This window comes from Pseudomonas lactucae, from assembly GCF_036688725.1.
Taxonomy (GTDB): domain Bacteria; phylum Pseudomonadota; class Gammaproteobacteria; order Pseudomonadales; family Pseudomonadaceae; genus Aquipseudomonas; species Aquipseudomonas lactucae.
In genome coordinates this window covers 1-17,349 of record NZ_JAQQPT010000032.1, presented here as the reverse complement: position 1 = coordinate 17,349, position 17,349 = coordinate 1, and the positions used below count along the sequence as shown (strand labels likewise).

Sequence of the window (17,349 nt, the reverse complement as noted above, 5' to 3'; positions counted from 1 at the left end):
GGCGGCGCGGTGCCCAACAAAATCGGTGAATGGTCATGCCTCTCTCCATCGTCATCAGGAATTTTTCTATGCCCAATGCCGCCCATGTCAGCCCCGACGAGATCCGTAAAGGCTTTTCCAAGGCCATGTCCGATATGTACCGAGATGAAGTTCCCCTGTATGGCGCGCTGATGGAGCTGGTGGCTGAGGTCAACGCGCGTGTGCTCGACAACGAACCAAGCCTGGCGCACCAGCTGCAACGCACCGGTGAAATCCAGCGCCTGGACAGGGAACGCCACGGCGCCATCCGCCTGGGCACCGCGGCGGAACTGGCGACCATCAGCCGCTTGTTCGCCGTAATGGGCATGCAACCGGTGGGCTACTACGACCTCACGCCGGCGGGTGTGCCGGTGCATTCCACGGCGTTTCGCGCGGTGCATGAGCACGCCCTGCAAACCAGCCCGTTTCGCGTATTCACCTCATTGCTGCGCCTGGAGCTGATCGAAAATCCCGAGCTGCGCGCCTTCGCCGAAACCGCCCTGGCCAAGCGTTCGATCTTCACCCCAGGTGCCCTGGCGTTGATCGAACAAGCGCAGAACGACGGCGGTCTCGACGCCGAGGACGCCGCGCACTTCATCCGCGAGGCCCTGGAAACCTTCCGCTGGCACCACACCGCCACCGTCACCGCCGCGCAATACCAGCAACTGAGCGACCAGCACCGCCTGATCGCCGACGTCGTCGCCTTCAAGGGCCCGCACATCAACCACCTCACCCCGCGCACCTTGGACATCGACCAGGTACAGGCCGCCATGCCCGGCAAAGGCATCACCCCCAAGGCCGTGATCGAAGGCCCGCCGCGCCGCCAGTGCCCGATCCTGCTGCGCCAGACCAGCTTCAAGGCCCTCGACGAAGCCATCGCCTTCACCGACGCCCAAGGCAGCCACAGCGCACGCTTCGGCGAAATCGAACAACGTGGCGTCGCGCTCACCCCCAAGGGTCGCGCGCTCTATGACCAACTGCTGAACGCCGCCCGCGACGAACTGGGTGCATTTCCCAACGAGGGCAACGCCGCACGCTATACGCAATTGATGGAACAGCACTTCCAGGCCTTCCCCGACAATCACACGCAAATGCGCGAACAGGGCCTGGCGTACTTCCGCTATTTCGTCACGCCCAAGGGCCTTGCGGCACGCGGCCACGCCGAGCAACCGCGGACCCTGGAGGCACTGGTCGCGGCCGGCCACGTCGATGTGGAGCCGTTGGTGTATGAGGATTTCCTGCCGGTGAGCGCGGCGGGGATCTTCCAGTCGAACCTGGGGGATGCGGCGCAGAGTCACTACGCGGCCCCTTCGAACCAGGCGGCGTTCGAGCAGGCGCTGGGGCGCCAGACGATTGATGAGTTGAAGCTGTATGGCGAGACGCAGCAGCGTTCGATGGAGGCGTGCTTGAACGCACTAAAGGCCTGAAACTCAGTACCCGCCCGGCTCACCGGCGCACTCCTTGCGCCGACCCAACTGGAACTGATTGTTGTGGCGAGGGAGCTTGCTCCCGTTCGGCTGCGCAGCAGACGCCAGGGCCGGGGGGCGCTTCGCACCCCGGCGGGAGCAAGCTCCCTCGCCACGGTCGTTGCTGCTTAGCCCAATCGCCCCACGATTTCATCTTTAATCAGAAGCCGCTTTTTCTTCAGTTTCTCAACATCCTCATCGCTGGCACTGGCTGATTCCGCCTTGAGCACCTCCCGGTCGGCAGCGTCATATTGCGTGAGCAGAGAGTCCAGGCGTTTATCGCTCGCCCTGCGTTCGTGAACGACTTCCTTGCTCAACCCCAAATCCTCACACAGGTCGTGTTTCACTGGCATGGCGTACCTCCGCATGTTGATCAATGGTCTACGCCCTTGAAGCTAGCCCATTCCTGGCCGTCTTGTCATATTTACGCGCAATACATCCCCGTTCGTCGCGGTAAAGGCGATGGGATCAAACCTTTGCGGCGCCCTGCCCTCCACAGTAGATCGCTACTTGAGGGAGACCGTTTCATGACGCTTACCGCCACCCCTGTCGACACCCTGTGCATCAACACCCTGCGCACCCTGGCAATGGACGCCGTGCAGAAGGCCAATTCCGGCCACCCGGGTACGCCCATGGGCCTGGCGCCGGTGGGGTATACGCTGTGGAGCCGGTTCCTGCGGTATCACCCCGAACATCCCGACTGGCCCAACCGCGACCGGTTTGTGCTGTCGGTGGGGCATGCGTCGATGCTGTTGTATTCGCTGCTGCACCTGGCCGGTGTGGTGGAGATCGATGCCCAGGGCCAGCGCACCGGGCAGCCGGCGATCAGCCTGGACGACATCAAGCAGTTTCGCCAAGCCGAATCCAAAACCCCTGGGCATCCGGAATACCGCATGACCACTGGCGTCGAGACCACCACCGGCCCTCTCGGCCAGGGCTGTGCCAACAGCGTCGGCATGGCCATGGCCGAGCGTTGGCTGGCGGAGCGCTTCAACCGCGACGGCCAGGTGTTGTTCGACTACAACGTATACACCCTGTGCGGCGACGGCGACATGATGGAAGGCATCAGCAGCGAAGCGGCGTCCATGGCCGGGCATCTGAAGCTGGATAACCTGTGCTGGATCTACGACAACAACACCATCAGCATCGAAGGCCACACCGAACTGGCGTTCAGCGAGGACGTGATCAAGCGCTTCCAGGCCTACGGCTGGCACACGCTGCACGTCACCGATGCCAATGACCTGCAGGCGCTGAGCACCGCCCTGGAGACCTTCCAGGCAAACACCGGCGCGCCGACGTTGATTGTGGTCGACAGCGTGATCGGCTACGGCTCGCCCCACAAGCACAACACCGCCGCCGCCCATGGCGAGCCGTTGGGTGACGAGGAAATCCGCCTGACCAAGGCGGCGTATGGCTGGCCGCAGGACTCGAGTTTCCTGGTGCCCGATGAAGCTCGCACGGTATTGCGCGATGCGCTGCACACACGCGCCGAGCCGCTGTACCAGCAATGGAACCAGACCCTGGCCAATCTTGAGCCGCACCGGGCCGATGAACTGCGACGGATGCGCGCCGGCGAGATGCCCGAACAGTGGCAGGCCGATCTGCCGCGCTTTGCGGCGGATGCCAAGGGCGTCGCCAGTCGTGCGGCAGGCGGTGAGGTGTTGAATGCCTTCGCCCAGCAAATCCCCTGGTTGATCGGTGGCTCGGCTGATTTGTCGCCGTCGACCAAGACCAACCTCACCTTCGACGGCGCCGGACGTTTCAGCGCCGACGATTACAGCGGGCGCAACCTGCATTTCGGGATTCGCGAACACGCCATGGGCGCGATTGCCAATGGCATGGCGCTGTCCTATCTGCGCCCGTACACCTCGACGTTCCTGGTGTTCAGCGACTACATGAAACCGCCGATCCGCCTGGCGGCGATCATGGAATTGCCGGTGGTGTTCGTGTTTACCCATGACTCCATCGGCGTGGGTGAGGATGGGCCGACGCACCAGCCCATCGAACACTTGACTCAGTTGCGGGCGACCCCGGGGTTGCTGACCCTGCGCCCTGGCGACGCGAATGAAACCCTGGAACTGTGGAAAGTCGCCCTGGCGCAAACCCATCGGCCGAGCTGTGTGGTGCTGTCGCGTCAGCCGTTGCCGACATTGGACCGCACGAAATATGCGGCGCCAGCCGGTGCAGCCAAGGGCGCGTATGTATTGGCCGGGGCGGATAAGCCCGAAGTGATCCTGATCGGCACCGGCAGCGAAGTCAGCCTGGCCGTGGCGGCCTACGAACAGCTCACGAATGAAGGGGTGGCGGCGCAGGTGGTGTCGATGCCCAGCTGGGAATTGTTCGAAGAACAGGACCAGGCTTACCGCGACAGCGTATTGCCGCCAGCGGTGAAAGCGCGGGTGGTGGTGGAACAGGCCGGGCCACTCGGATGGGACCGCTATGTCGGCCAGACCGGCGCCAAGGTAGTGATGAACAGCTTTGGCGCGTCGGCGCCGTTGGCCAAGCTGCAGGAGAAATTCGGGTTTACGGTGGAGCATGTGGTGGAACAGGCCAAGGCGCAAATCCAGCTGACTCAACGCTGAACCAAATGTGGGAGGGGCGGTGCGACGATTCGACTTGCCCCCGATAGCGGTGTGTCAGTCAATACATCTGGCACTGATATTCCGCCACCTATATCGGGAGCAAGCCCCCTCCCACAGGTTCAGGGCCACGCCAACATTGTGTAGATACCTATGCTGCGCTGAGGTCCTGAAGGACGACGCTGTTATTGCGCTCGTGCCTCGCCGTATCCATCTACTACCCGATCAACCAACAACTGCACGCCCTCTACCATTCGACAAAGCCCCAGCACCATACTTCGCTGCGGACCATCAACTTCAAAAGCGAGATGAGTCGCGATGGCACTGATGGATTCCAGATCCTGAGAGGCGTTGACCAGCACGGTTTCGGTGTCGAGGTTGGGGCGGAGGGTGAAGAGCAGGTTTGAATCTGAAGGAGGGTTTGGGCTGTCTTTGATCATGGTTTAGTTCCTGAGGTTAAAGGGCTACCACCAAGTTTTTCTCACGAACTGAAGGTGGCAGCTGTGCGCGGAGTGAGAAAACCAAGACCCCAGGAGCTTGGCCACGCCGAAGCGTGCCCGCGCACAGCCGCCATAACAGCGAGCATAAAAAGCGTCTGCACTGTATACGGTGGGCGCTTTTGCGCCAATGGAGTAGTTCGGATTTCTCACGTCCGGTCGCTGAATTGGCAGCGACTGGGAAAGACTAGTGATGCCTATGCCTAGCCGCAACCCTAAAAGGTCGTAGGAAGAAACTGGTTCCAGTGACCCGGCGCAAGGCGCGTCCTACTCCGCTGTACGAAGTTTCTTTTTCTGCTTTCATTGCTCAACAGCTTGTCTCTCCAATGTTAGGTTCCGCCGGAAGAACCTAATGCAAAGGACGCATGCAATGCCAAACCCAACGGCGCCACCCGGTGTATCACTCGGCGAAAATATGGCTACCGCCTTTCATAAAAAGAATGTGCTCAAGGCTGGATCAGCCTTTATGTATTCGTGGTTTTATACTCAAGTCCGAAATCGTGGACCTTGGGACTACAAGCAAATTTCCAAGGAGTATGAAGCGTTCGGAAACTTTCATTATGGTGCCGTAGGTATTGCTGCTGGCTTCAGTGAAGCAGTGCTTTTGCGTGCTGCTGGTCTTGCTCAGAATAGGGCTGGCTCGGACAAATCTGAATTTGGGAACTGGTGGGGCAGTGCGCCATTCGGCGATGATCCGGTCGACCAATATTGGATCAAGGAAGGAATCAGGTATGCCAGGTTCAGGAATTATTAAAAGATCACTTTATTCAATTATTACTACGATCACGCTGCTGCTTTGCTTGATTTACATCGGTGGTGGCTGGCTTTTTTCTCCGAGCCGTCCGCAACTGACGGAAATTGTGCTTCGAACGCCTCTGAATGCTGAGGCATCCGTCTATGGCGTAAAGGATGACCGTGGTGGTGCAACGGTTCCATTCAGCTACCGCTACTACGTTTATCGGACGTTGGCCGACGACCGTGAAATATTGTCTGCGCTCGAAGACGCCGGTCCGTTTCTGATTACTCGTGACGCCTCGCCAAAGGTTGATGTGCAGGGCCATACAATCATTATCTCGGTGATCGGAGAGGTGTCTGACTATCACAGCAGCACGTTGTATCGACATGCCGATGGCGGTGACTACACGACAGTGAACGTTTTCCTCAACAGCCGGCCGGAGGATTGAATTTACACATTGGCCCCCACCGCTTGTTAGATCAGCTCTCGAGCCAGAAACGGCGCGGTGCGGCTTTTTTTGCTTTTGGCGACCTTCTGGGGCGTACCGCAGGCAACCACCTTGCCGCCCAAGCCCCCTGCCCCCGGGCCGATATCGATCACCCAGTCACTCTGGGCCACCACGCGCATTTCATGCTCGACCACGACCACCGTGTGCCCTGCATCCACCAGATGGTTGAGCTGGCTGAGCAGGCGATCCACATCGCGCGGATGAAGCCCGGTGGTCGGCTCATCCAACACATACAAGGTCGCGCCCCGGGCATTGCGCTGCAGCTCGGTGGCCAGTTTGATGCGTTGCGCTTCGCCGCCGGACAGTTCGGTGGCCGGTTGGCCAAGACGCAGATAACCCAGGCCGATATCCCTCAGCACCTGCAACGGACGCAGCACGCCCGGCTGCTCGGCAAACACTTCCACCGCCTGCTCCACCGTCAGCCCCAATACCTGGGCGATGTTCAAGCATTGCCATTTGATCGCCAATGTTTCGGGATTGTAGCGCGCCCCGTGACAGGTCGGGCACGGCGCGTACACGCTGGGCATGAACAGCAATTCGACGCTGACAAAGCCTTCGCCCTCACAATGGGGGCAACGGCCCTTGGCGACGTTGAAGGAGAACTGGCCGGCATCGTACTGGCGCTTCTTCGCGGCGGGCGTGGCGGCGAACAGTTTGCGCACGGTGTCGAACAGCCCGGTGTAGGTCGCAAGGTTCGAGCGCGGTGTGCGGCCGATGGGCTTCTGGTCCACCTGCACCAGGCGGCGGATATGCTCCAGCCCGCCGCCGATGCGACCACCACTGGTTTGCGGCGCGTCGTCTTCCAGGCTCGGTTCTTCGTCGTTTTCAATCACCCGCCCGAGTCCCGCGCCAACCAGCTCCAACAGCGCCTGGCTGACCAGGCTGGACTTGCCCGAGCCGGAAATCCCGGTCACCGCCGTGAAGCAGCTCAGCGGAAAATCCACGCTCAACTCGTTGAGGTTATTGCGCGTCACGCCTTCCAACTGCAACCAGCCCTGCGGTTCACGGCGCACCTGATGCGACGGGCGCGGCTCAGCGAACAGGTACTCACGGGTCTGCGACGCCTGCACATCGGCCAACCCGGCCGGCGGCCCGCTGTACAACACTTGCCCGCCATGTTCACCGGCCGCCGGGCCGACGTCGATCAGCCAGTCGGCGCGGCGCATGGTTTCCAGGTCGTGCTCCACCACAAACAATGAATTGCCCGCCGCCTTCAAACGTTCAAGTGCGGTGAACAGTGCTTCACCATCCGCCGGGTGCAGCCCTGCCGACGGCTCATCCAGCACATAGATCACGCCAAACAGTTGCGAGCCCAGTTGCGTGGCCAGACGCAACCGCTGCAACTCCCCGGACGACAAGGTCGGCGTGCTGCGCTCCAGGCTCAGATACCCCAAGCCCAGCTCGGTCAAGGTGCTGACCCGCTCGAGCAAATCCTGGGCGATACGCTGCGCGGCCAGGCGCTTTTCCACCGACAGTTTCATCCTGTCCTGCCCCGCCGCCACGGGGCGCAGCAACTCGGCCAGTTGCGCCAACGACAGCTGCGATAACTCGCCAATGTCCACCCCGGCGAACTTCACCGACAGCGCCGCCCTGGTCAAGCGCTTGCCCTCGCACAACGGGCAGGCACTGCCCTGCATGAACTGCGCGACGCGCTTTTTCATCAGCGCACTTTGAGTGTGGGTGAAGGTGTGCAGGATATAACGCCGCGCACCGCTGAAGGTGCCCTGGTAACTCGGCTCGAGTTTGCGTTTGAGCGCGTCGCGGGTCTGCTCGGGGGTGAAGCCGGCGTACACCGGCACCGTGGGGGTTTCTTCGGTGAAGAGGATCCAGTCGCGCTGTTTCTTCGGCAGGTCACGCCACGGGATATCCACGTCATAGCCCAGCGTCACCAGGATGTCGCGCAGGTTCTGGCCCTGCCAGGCCAGGGGCCAGGAAGCGACCGCGCGCTGGCGGATGGTCAGCGATGGATCAGGCACCATCAGCGCTTCGGTCACTTCATAGACGCGGCCCAGGCCATGGCATTGCGGGCACGCGCCCTGGGGCAGGTTCGGCGAAAAATCCTCGGCATAGAGCATGGCCTGGCCTGGCGGGTAGCTGCCGGCGCGGGAGTACAGCATGCGGATCAGGCTCGACAAGGTGGTGACGCTGCCCACCGAACTGCGCGCACTCGGCGTGCCGCGCTGCTGTTGCAGGGCCACGGCCGGCGGCAGGCCTTCGATGCTGTCCACATCCGGTACGCCGACCTGGTCGATCAGGCGTCGCGCGTAGGGCGCCACCGACTCGAAATAGCGCCGCTGGGCTTCGGCATACACCGTGGAAAAGGCCAGGGACGATTTGCCCGAACCCGACACACCGGTGAATACCACCAGGGCATCCCGTGGAATGTCCACATCGACGTTGCGCAGGTTGTGCTCGCGGGCCCCACGCACGCGCACGAAGCCCTGGGGTTGTGCGGTGATCGGGGGGATGTTGCGCTGTGAAGTCATGGTCAACCTTGTCTTGCGGTGAGCACGCTGCGCACCCTCAGCGTCAGGGCCTCGGGGCTGTAGGGCTTGCTCAGCAGATGAATGTCGGGGCTCAGCAAATGGTTGCTGGAGAGGATGTCGCGGGTATGGCCGGAGGTGAACAGTACCGGCACCGCAGGTTCTTGCGCGCGCGCCCAATCGGCCAGGTCGGTACTTTTATAGCGGCCGGGCATCACCACGTCGGTGAAGATCAGTTCCGGTTTCAAGCCCGCCTGCAGCTTCGCCATGGCCTGGTCGCCGTCTTCTGCCGTGAGGACGGTGTAGCCCGATTGTTCGAGCACTTCCACCACGGTCAGGCGCACGCCTTCATTGTCTTCGACCACCAGGATCGTCTCCTGGCCGCCCACCGACACCACGGGTTCAGCCTGTGCCTGCGGGCATTCTTCGCCCAGGCTGCGCGGGAAATACAACTGCACCACGGTGCCCTTGCCTTCCTCGCTGCTGACGTCGACATGGCCACCGCTTTGGCGCACGAACCCGAACACCATGCTCAAGCCCAGGCCCGTGCCGTGGCCGTCGCGCTTGGTGGTAAAAAACGGTTCGAACACCTTGGCCTGGATCGCCGGCGACATGCCCACGCCCGTGTCGGCCACGGCCAGGCGCACGTATTCACCAGGGCTGATGCCTTTGCCAATGCAATCTTTGGGATTAAGAATGATGTTTTCGCCACTGATGCGAATCACGCCCTCGCCTTTCATGGCATCCCGGGCGTTGATCGCCAGGTTGAGCAAGGCGTTTTCCAGTTGGTTGCGGTCGACGTGAATGCGCCAGGGATCGCGCGGTAATTGCACATCAATGTGGATGGTTTCACCCAGGGCGCGCTGCAACAGCTCGCCCAGGTTTTCGTAAATGCGCAGGGGGTTGTAAACCGCTGGCGACAATGGCTGACGCCGGGCAAAGGCCAGCAGTTGCGTCGACAATTTCGCCCCGCGCTCCACGGCGGCGATGGCCGCACTGACGCGACGCTGCACCTGGGGGTTGTCCGGTTCATGGCGGGCCAGCAGATGCAGGTTGCCGGCGATCACTTGCAGCAGGTTATTGAAGTCATGGGCCACGCCGCCGGTGAGACCGCCGATGGCTTCGAGCTTTTGCGACTGGCGCAGCTTGTCTTCGGCGGCCGAACGCGCCTGCACTTCGGCGGCCACGCGTTGCTCCAGGTTGTGGGTGAGTTCCTGACGCACCTGCTCGGACTTCACCAGTTCGGTGGTCTCCACCACAATCGCCAACACCCCGGCCGGCCGGTGGTTGTCTCCGGCGACGGGGCTGTAATACAGGTCCAGCCACACCGTTTCCGGCTGGCCGTTGCGCAGCAGCACCAAGTCCTTGTTATTGAACGACAGCGTACCGCCGGCCAGGCAGGTGTCCACCACGTGCCGGTTAAAATCGGCCACTTCCGGCCAACCCAGCTCCACCGGGGTGCCCAGCAGGTACGGGTGGCGGCCACCAGCAAACGCCGAGTAGCTGTCGTTGTAGATCATGTAGCCCAGGCGCCCCCACAGCATCACCATCGGCACCGGCGACGCGAGCATCATTTGCACGGTACAGGCCAGGCTGGTGGACCACTGGTCGATGGGGCCGAGGTCGGTTTTTGACCAGTCAAAGCTGCGTATGCGCTGGGCCATTTCACCGGCCCAACCTTCACAGCCATGGGAGTTGGATAAAAATTGCATCGTTGGGCTCTGGGCAAAGAGAGGACAGTCGCAATTTTTGGAGCTTACACGGAGCAGATGGTTTCATTCGCTATAAATTTGGCAGTTATCATCGTGCAATCGTCCGGCCTCAGTGAAAATCCCGGCTGCGTACATGAATGCCCTCAAGCAACGAGGTGAGGTCGGTCAAACGCCCGGCGATCAAGTGTCGCACCTCGCCCACCGCCTCCCAGCGTCCATCCACCTTGAGCAGTCGCGAGCCGACCAGGGCCAGGCGCTGGCGTTCGGCCAGGTCGCGCCAAACCACCACATTGAGGTTGCCGAATTCATCTTCCAGGGTGACAAAGGTCACGCCACTGGCGGTGCCTGGGCGTTGCCGACCAGTGACCAGGCCCACCACGCTTACATTGCGCCCATGCTCCACCGCCATCAGCTCGCGAGAACTGCGGCAACGCCGCTTGCGCAGCTCATCGCGCAGCAACGCCAGCGGGTGCGGGCCGAGGGTGGTGCCGACGGTGGCGTAATCGGCGTGCAGGTCCTCACCCACCGTGGGGGTCGGCAACGCCACCACGGCTTCATCGGGGCCGGGCAACCCGGCAAACAGTCCCAGTTGTGTATGCACCCCGGCCACCTCCCAGCGCGCCTGATGCCGGTTGCCGGCCAGGGCGCGCAAGGCGCCGGCGTCGGCCAGCAGCGCCTGGGCACGGGCATCGAGCCCGGCGCGTTGGTCCAGGTCGGCAATGTCGCGAAATACGCCGCGCCGGCGTGCCGCTTCAAGGCGGCGCCCATCCTCTTCGCGAAACCCCGAGATCATACGCAAGCCCAGACGAATCGCCGGTTGCTGGCCATCGATGGGCTCCAGGCTGCAATCCCAGTCGCTGGCCTGCACATCCACCGGGCGGATCTGCAAACGATGGCGTCGCGCATCCTGCAGGATCTGGTCGGGGCTGTAGAACCCCATGGGCCAGCTATTGATCAACGCACAGGCAAACGCCGCCGGTTCGTGGCATTTGAGCCAACAACTGGCATAGGTCAGCAAGGCAAAACTGGCCGCGTGGGACTCCGGGAAGCCATAGCTGCCAAAGCCCTTGATCTGTTCGAAAATCTGCGCCGCGAAGGCTTCGGTGTAGCCGTTGTTGAGCATGCCGGTGCGCAGGCGTTCCTGATGCGGCTCCAGGCCACCGTGGCGTTTCCAGGCGGCCATGGAGCGGCGCAACTGGTCGGCCTCGCCTGGGCTGTAGTCGGCGGCGACCATGGCGATCTGCATCACTTGTTCCTGGAACAGCGGGATGCCCAGGGTGCGCTCCAATACCGTTTTCAGTTGCGGCGACGGGTAGGTGGTTTTTTCTTCCTTGTTACGACGTCGCAGATACGGATGCACCATGCCGCCCTGGATCGGCCCCGGTCGCACAATCGCCACTTCGATCACCAGGTCATAAAAAGTCTGTGGTTTGAGTCGGGGCAACATCGACATCTGCGCCCGCGACTCGATCTGGAACACACCGATGGTGTCGGCCTTGCTGATCATCGCGTAGGTGGCCGGGTCTTCCTTGGGGATCGTCGCCAGGGCCAGGTCGAGGTTGCGATGACGGCGCAGCAGGTCGAAGCAGCGGCGGATCGCACTGAGCATGCCCAGGGCGAGGATATCCACCTTGAGCAGGCCGACCGCGTCCAGGTCGTCCTTGTCCCACTGGATGATGGTGCGCTCGGCCATGGCCGCGTTTTCCACCGGCACCAGGGTGTCCAGCGGGTATTCGCTGATCACGAAACCGCCGGGGTGCTGGGACAGGTGTCGGGGAAAGCCGATCAACTGCTGGGTCAGGGTCAACACGCGGCGCAGCGACGGGCTGTCCGGGTCGAAACCGGCTTCGCGCAGACGTTCCAGCGGCGGTGCATCATCGCTCCAGCGCCCACAGCAGTCGGCCAGGGCGTTGATCTGGTCCGGCGGCAACCCCAACGCCTTGGCCACATCCCGCACCGCGCCGCTTGCGTGGTAACTGCTGACCACCGCCGTCAGCGCCGCGCGGGTACGACCGTAGCGCTGGAACACGTATTGCAGCACTTCTTCACGGCGCTCGTGTTCGAAATCCACATCGATATCCGGCGGCTCGTTGCGTTCCTCGGACAGGAAGCGCTCGAACAGCATGTTCGTCAGGCTCGGGTTGATCTCGGTGATGCCCAAGGCGAAGCACACCGCCGAGTTCGCCGCCGAGCCCCGCCCCTGGCACAGGATCGAGCGACTGCGGGCAAAGCGCACGATGTCGTGCACGGTGAGAAAATAGCTTTCGTAGCCCAGTCTGCCGATCAATGCCAGCTCGTGATTGATCTGTTGCAGGGTCTTGGCATCGATACCCTCCGGCCACCGCTGGGCGATGCCTTCTTCGGTGACGGTACGCAGCCAGGACGCTGCGTCATGCCCCTCGGGCACCAGCTCGCGCGGGTAGTGGTAGCGCAGCTGGCCGAGGTCGAAGGTGCAACGGCGCGCGATGCGCTGGGTCTCGTCAAGCAAGGCTTGCGGGTACAACGCACGCAACGCATCGAGGCTGCGCAGATGGCGTTCGCCATTGGGGTGCAGACGTGTGCCGGCTTCGGCCACCGGCACGTGATGACGGATCGCGGTCATGGTGTCTTGCAGCGCGCGGCGGCCACGCGCATGCATGTGCACATCACCGCAGGCCACCGCCGGGATCCGCAAGCTGGCGGCCAGGCGCAGGCGTTGCTGCAAATGGCGCGCATCGTCCTGACCGCAGTGCAAATGCACGGCCAGCCACAGGCGTTCGGCAAAGGTCTGGCGCAGCCATTGGATCGAGGTCTGGGTGTCGCTGTCTTCGGCCACCCACAGCGCCAGCAAGCCAGGCAGTGGCTGCGCGAAGTCATCGTGCAGCAGGCGATAGCTGCCCTTTTGCGCCCGTCGTCGGGCCAGGGTGATCAAGCGGCACAGGTGCTGATAACCGCTGAGGTCCTGCACCAGCAACACCAGTTTCGGACCGTTTTCGATGCGTACTTCGCTGCCGATAATCAGTGGCAAGTCCACCGCCTTGGCCGCCTGCCAGGCGCGCACGATGCCGGACAAGGTGCATTCATCGGTAATCGCCAACGCGCTGTAGCCCTGGCGCTTGGCGCGCTCGAACAATTCCAGCGCACTCGACGCACCGCGCTGGAACGTGAAGTTGGACAGGCAGTGCAGCTCGGCGTAGCTCATGCAAACCAGCCTTGCAGCCACAGGCCATCGGCTTGCCCCACCGTGCGGTAGGCCCAGCCTTGCTGGCCGGCACGGGTCTGGATCAGATAGTAGTCGCGGCGGATATCGGCGCCGTCCCACCAGCCGGATTCGATACGTTCCGGCCCCATGAGGATCTGCACGCCCTGCTCGGCCAGCAACGTGGGCTCGTCGAGCAGCCAGCCGGGGCGTTGCACCTTGTTCAAGGGCGAACATGGGCGGCTGTCGGCCGCCGCTTGCCAGGCGCACTCGGGACGGTGGTCGGCATGAAAGCGCAGGCCCTGCACCGCCTCGTCCCCCAGGCGTGCGCGCAGGCGTTCGCGCAGTTGCTCCCAGGGCAGGGTCTGGTGCGGGCGGTCATCGAACAGGTCCTGGCGCTGTGGCACAAACACCGGCAGGTCCTGGGCCACCAGGCGAAAGCCGCGTACCGGTGAAGTGACCTGTACATGCTCCAGACGCCCGCGAGCCAGCTCGAAGAGCATCGCCGCTTCACGCTCGGCGCTGAGCAGGCCGACCTTGATCACGCTGTCGGGCGCCTGAGCATGCTCCAGGTGCAGGTCGAAACGCTGTACGCCACTGTCGCGGCCGCAGAGGAAGGCGGATAAGTCCCCCGTCAATCGACGCAGGGGAAACAGCAGCGCCTGGTGGGACTGCACGTCGTAATTCAACTCGATGCGCACATCGAACCGATCCGGCGGCTGGTAAAACCCAAGGGCCAGTGGGCGCTGTCCGGTCAGCGCATCCAGGTGCTTGAGCAGCGTGGCGTCGAAGCGTCGCGCCAAGGTGTGCCGGGGCAAAGCCTGCACCTGGGCCAGGGTGCGCAGGCCCATGCGCGACAACGCGGTGGCGGCCTGGTGCTCAAGGCCGGCACGGTCGATAGGCAGCGGCGCCAGGGCTTGCGCCAAGGCGTCATCGCCAACGGCCAGGCCATCGTAAAGATTGGCCAGTACCCGTGCCGCCGCCGGGTTGGGCGCGGCGACGATACGGTGGCGAAAGCCCAGTTCGCTCAGCTCTTGGCGCAAACGCGCTTCAAAGCGTGGCCAGGGCCCGAACAGCCCCAGGCTCGATTCGATTTCAAACAGCAAGGCGCGTGGGTAATACAGGCTGACCTGGGAGCTGAATTGATAGGCCCAGGCGGCCAGGAACTGCTGCCAGCGCTCGATCTCGGCGGGGTCGTATTCGGCGCTGGCAAAGGTCTTGGTCAGCGCGTGCGCCGCCGTCAGCGATTGGCCTGGACGCAGGCCCAACGCGCGGGCGGCGTCGTTGACGGTTTGCAGCACGCGCCGCTGCGGCGTGCCGGCCAGCAACGCCAGGGGTTGGTCGGGCTCGGGGTGCACACGCTGCACCCCGTCCAGCGCCAATTGCGGGAAGACAATACACACCCAGCGCATGCCAACCTCAGTGCCCGGCCAGCGCAATCGGCGCCGGGTGAGCCAGACCGCCACGGCATTTGAGCACCCTCACTTGGGCAGGTCTGGCCTCGATGGCCAGGCGCAGGGCCGCGGGCGATGAGTTGAGCGCCTCACTGATCGAGCGCCAGGCAAACGCCAGGGTCTGCCCGGTTTCCGCCGCCACCTGCAAACGCCGCAACGCGCGATCATCGGCCTTGCGCGGCCAGCACAACACTGCGCCGCAACTGCCGGAACGCAGGCATTGCTCGACGGCCCACAACGCATCACGCGCCTCGGCCTGGATCACCGAGAGTTGGCGTAAGTCCACCCCGGCGTTCTGCCAGGCATGGGGGTACGGCGTATACGGCGGCGCCACCAGCACAATGCGCTCCCCCGCCGTGGACAAGCGCGCCAGGGTCGGCAGCACCAGTTGCAACTCGCCGATACCGTCCTTGGCCATGAGGATTTCACTCAAAGCCGACTCAGGCCAGCCGCCACTGGGCAGCACCGCATCCAGCGCCGCAAGCCCGGTAGGATGCACGCTGGCCGGCGGCGCGGCAGGCCGCCCCTTCCAGACGCGGCCGCCATTGAACAGCGTATCCAGCGCAACCACGGCGCCCATCAGCCTTGCCTCACCAGGCCGCAGAACACCCCTTCGATGGCCAGGTCCTGGTCAGGCCCCACCACAATGGGTTGATACGCCGGGTTGCGCGGCAGCAGACGCACGCTGTCGCCATTGCGCTCGAAACGCTTGATGGTGACTTCGCCATCCAGGCGCGCCACCACGATCTGCCCGTTCAAGGCCTCGGCACTGCGGCGTACGCCCACCAGGTCGCCGTCGAGAATGCCGTCTTCGATCATCGAATCGCCCTGTACCCGCAGCAGGTAATCCGGGGTTTTCACAAAGGTGGCGGGGTCCAGTTGCAAACGGCTGTGCACCTCGGCGTCGGCGCCAATCGGCCGGCCAGCGGCGACACGCCCGAGCACGGGCACATCCAGCCATTGCGGACGGGCGGGTTGATTAAGCAGGCGAATACCACGGGCCTGGTTGGGGTTGACCTCGATAAAGCCGGCTTCGGTCAGCGCCACCACATGTTTACGCGCGACGCTGCGCGAGGCAAAGCCGAACGCCTCGGCGATCTCGGCGAGGCTGGGGGGCTGGCCTTGCTGCGCGATACGGTCGCGGATGAAGGTCAGGATGGCGGTGCGGCGGGGGGTCAGGTTTGTCATGGAGTACATTTGTACTCCTGTGGGAAATTTCTGACAATAGCCGGTAGTCGCGTGGCAGAGCATGCGAGTGTCGAAACGTCCCACGTATATGCCGGATAAGCTCTACTCCCCTGCCCTGAAAACCTCTGCAAAGTCCCTCGCCTGAATACACAGTGCGAGGGAGTGCAGATGGTGACGGTCATTAAGGCCCCAGGCGACGGGGCTGCATCATGATCAACGGAACCAGCCAAGCCATTGGCTTTCTGGTACTGGCAGCGATGGATTCGAAGGCGCGTGATGTCGAGTCCGTCCTCAGCGATTTCCGGGGCTGCCTCAACCACTACGATGCCTGGGCCGAGAGTTTTTTCAGCTTTTCGGCACTGGATGTCGAGCAAGTGTTCAAGGTCGGTAACGAGGTGGCGCTCGTGGCGCCCATCAACCGCTCGCTCTTTCCCAGCACCACCGTCGCAGCGTGCCAAGCCACCGGGACCTTGACCCTGGTGCACATGTTCCAGAGTTCACGCTTCGTCCCGATTGGCAATACGCCGGTGGTGCTACAGCGCATCGACCCCAACGGCGGCCCACTGGGCGAGCCCATTCACGACACGATCGGCCCCAGCGGCATCCTCACCCTCACAGGGTGTGATCGTAACCAGCAGTACCGAGTCGGTTTCTACCCCAACGTTTCCAGGGATCACTTCAAGGCGCTCTACGCCTCCTACCAGTCAGTGATTGCGCCGCTGGAGGATTGGCTGCGCAGCGAGTGGAACAGCACGTTCGGACCGCTGTGGAAGGGTTATTCAGAAGCCAACTTTCTCAAACGCTACCTCCTCCTGCATCAAGCCTATGCCAGCGGGTTTGGCGACGCACTGTACGCACTCTGGGACAACCTCAAGCAACTTTACCAATGGCTGAGCAACCCGCTGGCCAACGCCGAAAAGCTGCTGCATTACCTCTCCCAGGACGAATTCGAACAATTGCTCGCGTTGAGCACCGAAACCCTCGCCAAGGGTTTGCTGATGCTCAGTGACGAGCCGCTGTTGTTTATCCATCTGGCGGCGCTGGTCAGCTGGATGCGGATGCTACCGCCCCCGTACATGAACGAAATGCTCGGAGAGATCAGCGCCGAAGTGCTGATCAATCTGCTGCTTGGACTGGCTACCGGCGGCATGGGCATGGCGGTGCGTATGAGTTCGAAAGTACTCGGCGCTATCAAGTCTGCGCGTGTGCGCAGGTGGCTGGAACAGATAGCCATGCAGTTCGGTACAGCGCGTTTGGAGGGGCATACCGACGTCCTGAAACCGGTGTTGCTCAAGCGTGAGGCCGTTCCTGTCAGGACCGTGCCGGATGTGCCGTTGAAGGCTGGGGAGCAGGTGGTTTCGAACCCTGTGCCGGCGGTTCGTAGCAAGTCTCAGCGGACGGTTTTGGTCAGGCAGGAGCATGTCGACGACGTGCCTGCTTCGGGGAAAAACCCGAACGGGGATGCGGCGGCGGCTTCGGATAAGACCGTGACTAATGGGTGCCCGGTGTCGATGGTGACCGGGGAGGAGT

General features: G+C 62.8%; 12 protein-coding genes and 1 pseudogene. 5 read left to right on the top strand and 8 right to left on the bottom strand.

The features are described 5' to 3' along the window. Nucleotides 1-68 precede the first annotated feature (68 nt). Nucleotides 69-1,445 carry a 2-oxoadipate dioxygenase/decarboxylase HglS gene (gene hglS, locus V6M90_RS28025; RefSeq protein ID WP_332847503.1) on the top strand — a complete coding sequence of 459 codons (1,377 nt, stop codon included), beginning with the start codon at nucleotides 69-71 and terminating at the stop codon, nucleotides 1,443-1,445. A gap of 167 nt (nucleotides 1,446-1,612) precedes the next feature. Here the strand turns inward: hglS and V6M90_RS28020 are convergent, their stop codons facing one another. Continuing rightward, nucleotides 1,613-1,837: a DUF465 domain-containing protein gene (locus V6M90_RS28020; protein ID WP_003174415.1), complete on the bottom strand. Its 225-nt coding sequence runs from the start codon at nucleotides 1,835-1,837 to the stop codon at nucleotides 1,613-1,615. Nucleotides 1,838-2,011: 174 nt separating this feature from the next. Here V6M90_RS28020 and tkt point away from each other — a divergent pair, with 174 nt between their 5' ends. After that, nucleotides 2,012-4,066, top strand: a complete 2,055-nt coding sequence (tkt, locus tag V6M90_RS28015; protein WP_332847502.1) for a transketolase — start codon at nucleotides 2,012-2,014, stop codon at nucleotides 4,064-4,066. 182 nt (nucleotides 4,067-4,248) lie between these two features. On the opposite strand, the gene V6M90_RS28010 is transcribed toward tkt, so the two are convergent. Further along, nucleotides 4,249-4,503: a DUF6124 family protein gene (locus V6M90_RS28010; RefSeq protein ID WP_141064010.1), complete on the bottom strand. Its 255-nt coding sequence runs from the start codon at nucleotides 4,501-4,503 to the stop codon at nucleotides 4,249-4,251. 427 nt (nucleotides 4,504-4,930) lie between these two features. On the opposite strand from V6M90_RS28010, the gene V6M90_RS28005 reads away from it, so the two are divergent. Both V6M90_RS28005 and V6M90_RS28000 read left to right on the top strand, forming a co-directional pair. Next, nucleotides 4,931-5,314, top strand: a complete 384-nt coding sequence (locus V6M90_RS28005) for a polymorphic toxin type 44 domain-containing protein (protein ID WP_408637344.1) — start codon at nucleotides 4,931-4,933, stop codon at nucleotides 5,312-5,314. Beyond that, on the top strand, nucleotides 5,292-5,744 hold the full coding sequence (locus V6M90_RS28000; protein WP_141064011.1) for a hypothetical protein: 453 nt from the start codon (nucleotides 5,292-5,294) through the stop codon (nucleotides 5,742-5,744). Before V6M90_RS28005 ends, V6M90_RS28000 begins: the two co-directional genes overlap by 23 nt. Nucleotides 5,745-5,770: 26 nt before the next feature. Here V6M90_RS28000 and V6M90_RS27995 read toward each other — a convergent pair whose 3' ends face one another. From V6M90_RS27995 to lexA, 6 genes are all read right to left on the bottom strand, one after another. Then, nucleotides 5,771-8,290, bottom strand: coding sequence for an excinuclease ABC subunit UvrA (locus V6M90_RS27995; protein ID WP_332847501.1), 2,520 nt, complete (start codon nucleotides 8,288-8,290; stop codon nucleotides 5,771-5,773). Nucleotides 8,291-8,292: 2 nt separating this feature from the next. Continuing rightward, entirely contained in the window at nucleotides 8,293-9,999 is a 1,707-nt protein-coding gene (locus V6M90_RS27990; RefSeq protein ID WP_078824994.1) for an ATP-binding protein, read from the bottom strand. Nucleotides 10,000-10,108: 109 nt separating this feature from the next. After that, nucleotides 10,109-13,201, bottom strand: coding sequence for an error-prone DNA polymerase (locus V6M90_RS27985; RefSeq protein ID WP_332847500.1), 3,093 nt, complete (start codon nucleotides 13,199-13,201; stop codon nucleotides 10,109-10,111). Next, the gene (locus V6M90_RS27980) at nucleotides 13,177-14,589 is read right to left on the bottom strand and encodes a Y-family DNA polymerase (protein WP_332847499.1); all 1,413 of its coding nucleotides are present in this window, start codon (nucleotides 14,587-14,589) and stop codon (nucleotides 13,177-13,179) included. Before V6M90_RS27980 ends, V6M90_RS27985 begins: the two co-directional genes overlap by 25 nt. 7 nt (nucleotides 14,590-14,596) lie before the next feature. Then, the gene (gene imuA, locus V6M90_RS27975) at nucleotides 14,597-15,211 is read right to left on the bottom strand and encodes a translesion DNA synthesis-associated protein ImuA (protein ID WP_003174423.1); all 615 of its coding nucleotides are present in this window, start codon (nucleotides 15,209-15,211) and stop codon (nucleotides 14,597-14,599) included. Further along, entirely contained in the window at nucleotides 15,211-15,828 is a 618-nt protein-coding gene (gene lexA, locus V6M90_RS27970; protein WP_003174424.1) for a transcriptional repressor LexA, read from the bottom strand. The genes imuA and lexA overlap by 1 nt, the downstream gene beginning before the upstream one ends. A gap of 200 nt (nucleotides 15,829-16,028) precedes the next feature. Here lexA and V6M90_RS27965 point away from each other — a divergent pair. Then, a pseudogene (locus V6M90_RS27965) lies at nucleotides 16,029-17,349 on the top strand (type IV secretion protein Rhs); the annotation flags it as partial.